The sequence below is a fragment of the Brevibacillus massiliensis genome, assembly GCF_000311785.1.
GTDB lineage: Bacteria > Bacillota > Bacilli > Brevibacillales > Brevibacillaceae > Brevibacillus_C > Brevibacillus_C massiliensis.
In genome coordinates, this window is record NZ_HE978550.1 from 39808 (window position 1) to 47058 (window position 7251).

The window sequence follows — 7251 nt, forward strand, 5'->3', positions numbered from 1 at the left end:
CCTCCCAAAGCGCTACACCTCCCCTGTCAGGCTGAGGAACAGATCCTCCAGGGTAACGGTCTTCGAAGCAATCCCCCGCACCTGGATTCCGGCCTCCACCAGCGCGGCATTGGCCGTGCTGATTTGCTCCACGTCCATCCTGCATTTTCCCTTTCCCTCGGCCGTCTGCCACACCTCTGTCACAAAGGGAAGCCGGGCCAGGCAGGCGAGCCCTCTTTTCAGGTCCGCTTCGGCAAATTCCCACTCCACCTGGTCGGCAAATTGAGCCATCAGTTCCTTTACCTCGCCGACGGAAATGACCCGGCCACTCTGAATGATCGCCACCCGGTCGCACATCATCTCGATTTCATTCAACAGGTGGCTGGAGATGAACACCGCGAGGCCCTCCTGTTCGGCCAGGCGGCGGATAAACCGGCGCATTTCCCGGATTCCCGCAGGGTCCAGGCCATTCGTCGGTTCGTCGAGAATCAACAGCTTGGGCCGATGCAGCAGGGCTTGGGCAATCCCCAGCCGCTGGCGCATGCCAAGCGAATACGTCTTGACCTTGTCGTCGATCGCATGAGTCAGCTCTACGAACTCCGCCACTTCGTCAATCCGCCGGGCCGGGATCTGCCCGCTCATGCGGGCGAACTGTTCCAGGTTTTCTCTTCCGGTCAAAAACTTGTACAGCTCCGGATTTTCCACAATACAGCCGACTTGTCGGATCGCCGGCCCAAATTCCCGCTTCAGCGAATGTCCCCCGATGCAAATCTCGCCGCTGTCAGCGGCAGCCAGCCCGACCAGCATGCGTATCGTCGTGGTCTTCCCCGCTCCATTCGGCCCGAGGAAGCCGAACACTTCTCCCGCCATCACGTCAAAAGTGATGTCTTTGATGATCTGCCGTTTTCCAAATGATTTTTTTAGATGAGAGACGGACAAGACAACCTCTGCCATTTGCTGTTTTGGCACCTTCCCCTCTGCCTTGGCGTTTCGGCGTCAACTGTCGAAAACAGACTGATTGTGGTACACTACCGATGATTAGATTTTAGTATACCACGCTTTCGGGACATTACGGAAAAGAGGAGGAGAACAGAACCATGCGTCCCCGAACCGGACAGCTGCTCTGGCGCGTGACAGCGTCTGCCGCTTTTCTCTCCCTGCTCGCGCTCATGGCCGGTTTTGCCTTTGCCCTGCACCCGCAGTGGCTGGCTCCCGCGGCCGGAACACCTGTACCCTCAGAGACTCAACCATCTGCACCGGCAGGCGCCCCCGGGACAGACCAGCGCTTTCAACTGGTCACGCTTGGCGATTCGCTTACGCGCGGCACAGGCGACGCCAATGGCCAAGGCTACGTCGGGATCGTCCGCAGAGCGCTGGAAGAGCAGCACCAGGGAAAGATCACGCTGACCAACCTGGCGATCAACGGACTGCAATCAGCCGAACTGCTGGATCAGCTCCAACAGCCCCACGTTCGCCGGGTGCTTTCCGATGCCGATCTGATCCTGTTCACGATCGGCGGCAACGACCTGTTCAGCCAAAGCGGGGGCATCTATGAAGTGAACCCGGAGAAGCTTGACCGGGCCTTGAAGGAATTGGCCTCCCATTTCACTCGGATCCTTCAGGAAATGCGCGGATTGAACGCCAGCGCTCCGATCATCTATGCCTCGCTGTACAACCCGTTTGGCGATACCGGCGCAGCCGCCGAAAGTGCCTCAGCGGTGCTCGACTGGGACTATCAAGCCGGCAAGATCGCCGCGCAATTTTCAGGTGTGCTCGCCGTGCCCACCTACGACCTGTTTGCCCATAAAGAAAAAACGTATTTGTACTCCGATCACTTCCATCCAAATGCAGACGGCTACCAGCGGATGGCTGAACGGATCCTGCAGGCGATCAAATGAGAAAACTCCCGTCTCGCTTCCTCAAGACGGGATTTGTCTCGCTTCAAAACGCCGCTGTCCGCTTGTGTATAAACCGATGCTGGCCAGTGAAATCAAGGCGACGACCACAAACAGCGTGCTTCCGCCGTACGCTTCCAATAAGAAGCCGCCCAGCGCCGGCCCGATAAAGCTGCCGACGTTGATAAAGCTTTGCGCCCCGAAGTAGGTTCCGCGCATTCCCTCCGGCGCCAACCGGTCGACAAAGACGCTGGAGGCGGGAAAACAGAGAATTTCCCCAATCGAGAAGAGCACCATCGAGCCGATAAACATCCACCAGGCAAGCGAATAGGCGTACCCGATATTGCCCAGAGCAAAAAATACGCTGCCGATGGCAATGCTGCGCAGCGGCGAACGCTTCTCCGACCACCTCGCCACCGGAAGCTGCAGCAGAATGACCGTGACCGCATTGACCGTCATCAGTACGGCGAACAGCTTGATCCCGTCGGCAAATTTTCCCGTGACGAACTGGGAAAGCGTAACGCTCATCTGCGAGTAGCTGATCTGGGCGAGAATCCCGCCGGCGATAAAATAGCGAAAGGCCGCGTCGCGGGCAATCACCTGCCAGGCGCTGCGAAAGGTGATCCGCTCTTTTTTCTGGCCTTCGATCTGCTTGATGCCAAAGTAGTGAAGCAGATACTGCAGCAAGACGGCGTAGATGAAGTAGACGATTGCCGTCATCAGGAACGGCAGAGCACCCGCATGCAGCGCCAATGCCGCGCCGAGCAGGGGGCCGACCGCAACTCCGAGGTTAATCGCCGTATAGCGCAGCGAAAAGACGCGGAATCGTTTCTCCGGTTCCGTCACGTCAGCCATCAGCGCCTGTGACACCGGTTCGTAGATCGAGCGGCAAAGCCCGCTTAAAATGTTGAGCAGCAGGAACAGCAGCGTGCTTTTTCCCAATGCGAAGCCCAAAAACACGAACGCCCAGACGTAGAGGGCGAGCAGCATGACCCGCTTGCGACCAAACAGGTCGGACAGCGTACCGCCGACAAATCCGCCTACGGACCCGGCGAGCGATCCGGCGCCGATCGTCAGGCCGATCAAGACCGGCGACATGTCCGTATGTTTGCCCAGGTAAATGGCCAAAAACGGCATGCTCATCGAGCTGGCCGCACGGGCAAAGACGGTTCCGACGATCAGGGAATGCACGATCGGATGAAAATCAGCCAGGAAACTGCGCAGCTTGTACAGACTATTCATATCTTTTCTCCCCGGTTTCTCCTCGTCACTTGCCGACTGACAGGTAATGTGCTTCATTTTAGAAACTGGGGAGCGATAAGTCAATGCTTTTTCACAAATATTTTTTATCGAGAAAAATTATTTAATTTCAATTTTGTCAATGATTTCACCCTGCTCATTCCACTTGATCGCACGGTAGATCGCGTCATGATAAAACGTAAACCACGCGTTCGCCTTGACGCCTTCCGGAATCCACTTTTCCTTGGCGAAGATGGAAGTCATCGGGTAGTCGTCATAAGCCATGACCCACAGGGGGTTTTTATGGGCATGAGTCGCGAGCAGGTCGGCGAGGTGAAGCAGCACTTCTCCTCCGCTCTCCATGCGAATGACGGCATGACCGTTGCTGTGTCCGCCCGTGTGGAACATTTCGATTCCCGGCAGCACCTCCTGCCTCTCCTTGTAAGGCTGCACCTGTCCTTCGACGGGCCGCCAGTTCTCCTCCCAGTACGTGTTGCGGGAGCGGATGTTGGGGTGCCTTATCTCGTCCCACTCGATCTCCTGCACGTAAATCACCGCATTCGCAAAGGTGGAGACGAGCTCTCCCTCCCGGCGGGAGACCAGGCCGTTGGCGTGATCGTAGTGCATGTGGGTCATCATGACGATGTCCACATCCGCTGTCGTCAGTCCCAACGCGGCCAGATCCTGGTGAATTTGCGACTCTTCCGTCACGCCGTAGTTGCGCTTCTGCTTGTCCGTCAAGCGGTCATTGCCCAGTCCGGATTCGATCAGCAGATTTTTCCCGTGCGCCTGGACCAGGATCGGGTCGGTTCGCAGCGGAATCTGGTTCAACTCGTTATGGGGATAGCGCTTGCTCCACAGCGGTTTTGGCACCACGCCAAACATGGCGCCGCCGTCCAACTGGGTCATGCCGCCGCGCAGCCAGGTCAAAGTGAAATCTCCTAAAACTAGTTGGTTCACGATTCTTCCCTCCATATGTTGCCGGCATCAAAAGGGCACCTGTGTCCAAGTGCCCTCGCTTCAGCCTTTATCCGCTACGGATACTGCCCGATTGGCCGCTGAGACTTCCAGCGAGACGTCGCTTGCGACCGCCTCAATGGACAACTGCGATTCCGCGCGTCTGTGGGTCAGACAGAGCTGCGCCACCTTATCCGTATCGCGATACAAACTGATCAGTGTTTTAAACGGGTTGGCGCTGCCCCCGGCAATGATCTTAAATCCCGGAGCCGCCTGAAAAGTCCAGCCCTCAACGTACAAGGTCTGCTCCCGGCAAAAAAGAAAATGCCGCTTGCCAAGCAAAATTCCATTGTCGCTCACGGTGCCCCCCACTCCCATCGCTTGATGATTCTCCAAACTCATTTTCCTATGAATGAGGGAGAAAGGGAAGGGGTTCGACAAAATATGTCAAGCCGATCTCCTTTCCTTTTGGGAGACCGGCCCCGGTTTACTCTTCGTCTTCGGTTGTTCCGCTTTTGTCCGTGTTCGGCGGATGCTTGATTCGACCGGCACGTCTGGCAGCGTCACGCAGCAAAAATTCGATATGCGTATTCACGCTGCGAAATTCGTCTGCTGCCCAACTCTCCAGCAAGTCGTACAGCTTGGGATCGATCCTGAGAAGAAACTTTTTCTTGACAGACATAGGCAGTCGACCGGCTAGTAGAGCGACCCGGTATTCACGATCGGCTGAGCGGCACGGTCAGAGACGATCGCCACCATCAGATTGTTGATCATCGCCGCCTTCCGTTCTTCATCCAGCTCGATCACCTGTTCCCGCTGCAGCTGCTCGATGGCGAGCTGGACCATCCCAACCGCGCCCTCGACGATCAGCTTTCGCGCGGAAATGATCGCTCTGGCTTGCTGGCGCTGCAGCATGGCGCTGGCTATCTCGGTCGAATAGGCGAGGTGGGTCAGCCGTGCTTCGATCACTTCTACACCGGCGACGGCCAGTCGTTCCTGAAGCTCCCGGGCCAATTCGGCGGCGATCTCTTCGGTATTGCCCCGCAGGGAGTAGCCGGGCTGATCAAAGTTGTCGTAAGGGTAGCGGCTGGCTACGTGGCGGATCGCCGCTTCGCTTTGAATCTCGACAAAGTTCTCGTAATTGTCTACGTCAAACGTCGCCTTGGCCGAATCAGTCACGCGGAATACGACAACCGCGGCAATCTCGATCGGGTTCCCCTCGATGTCGTTTACTTTCAGCTTCGCGCTGGTGAAGTTGCGGACCCGAAGCGATACGCTGCGCCGCAGTGTAAACGGAATGCTCCACCAGAATCCGCTCTCGCGAATCGTCCCCAGGTACCTCCCCAGGAAGATCAACAGGATCGCTTTATTCGGCTGCACCACGACGATCCCGCTGGCGATCACCCCGACCAGCACGATGGCGAGGATGCCAAGCAGCGGATGATCGTGGCCAAAAGCGTACAGGCCGAGGTAAAGCAAAATCACTGCAACCCCTATCGCGACAAAGCCGTTAACTGCAACCACCTTTTTCTCCTTCATCCCGGTCACCCTTTCGTTGAATGATATCTCTTTGATATCACTATGATATCACTTTTGCATAAAACTGTAAACCAGTTTTGTGAAATGCATCCGCATCAAGGCGCTTCTCCGAATCGCTTTCCCGCGCTTTTTGTCTTATACTGTAGATACATCCATATTGAATACGCTGCTTGAGGTGCAAAGCCGATGGAGGTCTTCTCGAAACTGTACACCGTATTTTACGGAATCAATATTCTACTCGCATTGGCGATTATTTTTCTCGAGCGGAAAAACGTCTCCGCCACCTGGTCCTGGCTGATGGTCCTCTTGTTCCTGCCGTTTTTGGGCTTTATCCTGTACATCCTTTTGGGGCAAAATCTGCGCAGACGCAAGCTGTACAAACTGAATCAGGAAGTCTTTCAATTTGTCCAGGGGCTGATTGCGGACCAAAAGCGGCAGCTCCAACAGCGGACCTTTGCGTTTCACGACCCTGCCGTCCAGCAGTACCAGGACATCATGGAAATGTATGCGAACAGTACGTACTCAGTGATTACGCAGGACAACGAGGTAGAGGTTTTTACCAGCGGGCGGGAAAAATTCGACTCCCTGATCAAGTGCATCGGCGAAGCGAAAGATCACATCCATTTGCTGTACTACATCTTTCGCAACGACAACCTGGGCAAGGAGATCCTGCAGGCCCTGGTCAGAAAGGCGAAAGAAGGGGTGGAAGTCAGAGTTCTCTACGACGACATCGGCTCGCTGCCGCTGACGAGAAGATTTTTTGCCGATTTAAAGAAAGCAGGCGGAGATGTCGCCGCTTTTTTCCCGTCTAAAATCCCCTACCTCAATGTCAGGCTTAACTACCGGAACCATCGCAAATTAGCGATTATCGACGGAAAAATCGGCTTCATTGGCGGCTTTAACATCGGCGACGAGTACCTTGGACTGAACCGCTATCTGGGCCATTGGCGGGACACCCACTTAAAGCTGCGGGGCGGCGCGGTTCACAGCTTGCAGTCCCAGTTTATTCTCGACTGGAATCTGGCCTCTTCCCGGCCGGTTCCGTTCGAAGCAAATGTCGCCCGGTACTTTCCGGCCATCGAGAGCAAGGGCAATGTCGCGCTGCAGATCGTCGCCAGCGGCCCCAATTCCAGATGGCCGCACATTTTGAACGGGTATTTGCAGATGATCTATGCAGCCAAAGAGAGCATTTATCTGCAAACCCCGTACTTCATCCCTGATGAAAGCCTGCTGAGCGCCTTGAAGATTGCCGCCCTGTCCGGTGTAGACGTCAAGATCATGCTGCCCTTCAAATCAGACAACGCCTTGGCGCAGTGGGCCTCCTCTTCCTACCTGGGCGGGCTGCTGGAGTCAGGGGTGAAGTGCTATTACTACGTGAACGGCTTTCTTCACGCAAAGACCATAGTGGTTGACGGAAAAATCGCCTCCGTCGGCACCGCCAATATCGACAACCGGAGCATGAAACTGAATTTTGAAATAAACGCGTTTCTGTACGATACCCGTACCGCGGGAGGACTGCAGCAGATTTTCCTGCAGGATCTCGAGGACTGCGAGGAAATTACCAAGCTGAGCTACGCGAATCGCTCTGCCTCCCTCAGATTGAAGGAGTCTGTTTCCCGTCTTTTATCGCCGATTATGTAAG

At 55.6% G+C, this 7251-nt stretch carries 8 protein-coding genes; 2 read left to right on the plus strand and 6 right to left on the minus strand.

The features are described 5' to 3' along the window. Positions 1–12: 12 nt before the first annotated feature. Positions 13–933 (minus strand): ABC transporter ATP-binding protein, encoded by a 921-nt coding sequence (locus HGBM_RS23055; RefSeq protein WP_019123451.1) that lies wholly within the window; start codon positions 931–933, stop codon positions 13–15. Between the two features lie 143 nt (positions 934–1076). On the opposite strand from HGBM_RS23055, the gene HGBM_RS23060 reads away from it, so the two are divergent. Next, on the plus strand, positions 1077–1877 hold the full coding sequence (locus HGBM_RS23060) for a GDSL-type esterase/lipase family protein (RefSeq protein ID WP_019123452.1): 801 nt from the start codon (positions 1077–1079) through the stop codon (positions 1875–1877). A gap of 21 nt (positions 1878–1898) precedes the next feature. On the opposite strand, the gene HGBM_RS23065 is transcribed toward HGBM_RS23060, so the two are convergent. From HGBM_RS23065 to HGBM_RS23085, 5 genes are all read right to left on the minus strand, one after another. Further along, positions 1899–3116: an MDR family MFS transporter gene (locus HGBM_RS23065; protein WP_019123453.1), complete on the minus strand. Its 1218-nt coding sequence runs from the start codon at positions 3114–3116 to the stop codon at positions 1899–1901. Positions 3117–3233: 117 nt separating this feature from the next. Then, entirely contained in the window at positions 3234–4073 is an 840-nt protein-coding gene (locus HGBM_RS23070; protein ID WP_026074619.1) for a YtnP family quorum-quenching lactonase, read from the minus strand. A 60-nt stretch (positions 4074–4133) separates the two neighbouring features. Further along, positions 4134–4466, minus strand: coding sequence for a hypothetical protein (locus tag HGBM_RS23075; protein WP_245553059.1), 333 nt, complete (start codon positions 4464–4466; stop codon positions 4134–4136). Positions 4467–4557: 91 nt separating this feature from the next. Continuing rightward, complete coding sequence (locus tag HGBM_RS23080; RefSeq protein ID WP_019123456.1) at positions 4558–4752, minus strand: type II toxin-antitoxin system antitoxin; 195 nt, start codon at positions 4750–4752, stop codon at positions 4558–4560. 14 nt (positions 4753–4766) lie between these two features. Further along, positions 4767–5609: an SPFH domain-containing protein gene (locus HGBM_RS23085; RefSeq protein WP_019123457.1), complete on the minus strand. Its 843-nt coding sequence runs from the start codon at positions 5607–5609 to the stop codon at positions 4767–4769. Positions 5610–5795: 186 nt separating this feature from the next. On the opposite strand from HGBM_RS23085, the gene cls reads away from it, so the two are divergent. Further along, entirely contained in the window at positions 5796–7250 is a 1455-nt protein-coding gene (gene cls / locus HGBM_RS23090) for a cardiolipin synthase (protein WP_019123458.1), read from the plus strand. The last annotated feature ends 1 nt before the right edge of the window (position 7251 follow it).

Coding starts and splice junctions, on each gene's coding strand:
- HGBM_RS23080 (WP_019123456.1), bottom strand. CDS start 4,752: ATGTCTGTCAAGAAAAAGTTTCTTCTCAGGATCGATCCCAAGCTGTAC.
- HGBM_RS23085 (WP_019123457.1), bottom strand. CDS start 5,609: ATGAAGGAGAAAAAGGTGGTTGCAGTTAACGGCTTTGTCGCGATAGGG.
- HGBM_RS23055 (WP_019123451.1), bottom strand. CDS start 933: ATGGCAGAGGTTGTCTTGTCCGTCTCTCATCTAAAAAAATCATTTGGA.
- HGBM_RS23065 (WP_019123453.1), bottom strand. CDS start 3,116: ATGAATAGTCTGTACAAGCTGCGCAGTTTCCTGGCTGATTTTCATCCG.
- HGBM_RS23060 (WP_019123452.1), top strand. CDS start 1,077: ATGCGTCCCCGAACCGGACAGCTGCTCTGGCGCGTGACAGCGTCTGCC.
- cls (WP_019123458.1), top strand. CDS start 5,796: ATGGAGGTCTTCTCGAAACTGTACACCGTATTTTACGGAATCAATATT.